Origin of the sequence: Arthrobacter vasquezii (assembly GCF_029455255.1) — a bacterium.
GTDB classification, from domain to species: Bacteria; Actinomycetota; Actinomycetes; order Actinomycetales; family Micrococcaceae; genus Arthrobacter_D; species Arthrobacter_D parietis.
On sequence record NZ_JAROKN010000145.1, the window covers coordinates 1 to 502 of the forward strand.

At 61.0% G+C, this 502-nt stretch carries 1 protein-coding gene; it reads left to right on the plus strand.

Going from position 1 to position 502, the window contains the following annotated elements; all coding sequences use genetic code 11:
• Positions 1–196: 196 nt before the first annotated feature.
• The coding region (locus P4U43_RS18010) for a Kdo hydroxylase family protein (protein WP_277359964.1) at positions 197–502 on the plus strand (306 nt) is incomplete at its 3' end.

A 502-nucleotide genomic window follows, 5' to 3' on the forward strand; every position in this document is an offset into this window, starting at 1 on the left:
GGAAATCCTCACCCCGGAAATTCTTCAGGAGTCCACCAGCGAAACCGCGGTGCCGCGGCGACGCGCCTTTGCTGAAACCTATGAGGCCGCCCGTCGCATGGCTCTGGGCGTGGATCAGGTGATCGAAAATCTAATCGAACATTTGCTCTAACGGCGAGCCCTGACCACGTGCGACGGATGCTCCGGAGGATTCGTCATGGTCGAACGATTGCTGTTCGCAGGTCTAGAAGAGGCCAAGACCCAGCCGCGCGCTGTGCAAACCACCCTGGAGCATGGCGGTCTGATTGAATTCGCGAGCATGGGGTTCGCGGTCTTTCCAGACGAACGCGATCTCATCGATGCTGCTGCGGTCAGCCCGAAGTCCAAGAACATCAGCCTTGGTCCAGGTGGAGCCGTGCGGGGCACGGTGCTGGACCCGGCGGGCCAGGCGCGTATGCGCGGCATGATGACCCGCTTCTCCAGCTATTCTGAAAGCATCGTGCAGGCGCTGTTGCCCGCCTAT